Origin of the sequence: Erythrobacter sp. HI0063, from assembly GCF_001635685.1 — a bacterium.
GTDB lineage: Bacteria > Pseudomonadota > Alphaproteobacteria > Sphingomonadales > Sphingomonadaceae > Qipengyuania.
Window position 1 is genome coordinate 1 of sequence record NZ_LWFF01000170.1, and the last position, 279, is coordinate 279.

General features: G+C 62.4%; 1 pseudogene. It reads left to right on the forward strand.

From position 1 onward, the window contains the following. Positions 1 to 279: pseudogene (locus tag A3736_RS17455) on the forward strand (hypothetical protein); the annotation flags it as partial.

A 279-nucleotide genomic window follows, 5' to 3' on the forward strand; every position in this document is an offset into this window, starting at 1 on the left:
AGCCTGCCAAGGTCAAGGCCGCCATCCTCGATGGCGTGCGCGAACAGCTTCCCGAGGGCTACCCTGTGGAGCGCGATTTCGAGCCGTCCTACAATCCGTGGGACCAGCGCATCTGCCTGGTGCCCGATGCCGATCTGTTCGACACCATCCGCAATGGTGATGCCGAAATCGTCACCGATACGATCGAGCGTTTCACGCCCGAGGGCATCGCATTGACTTCGGGCAGGGAATTGCCCGCTGACATCATCGTCACCGCCACCGGGCTCACGCTCACCATGG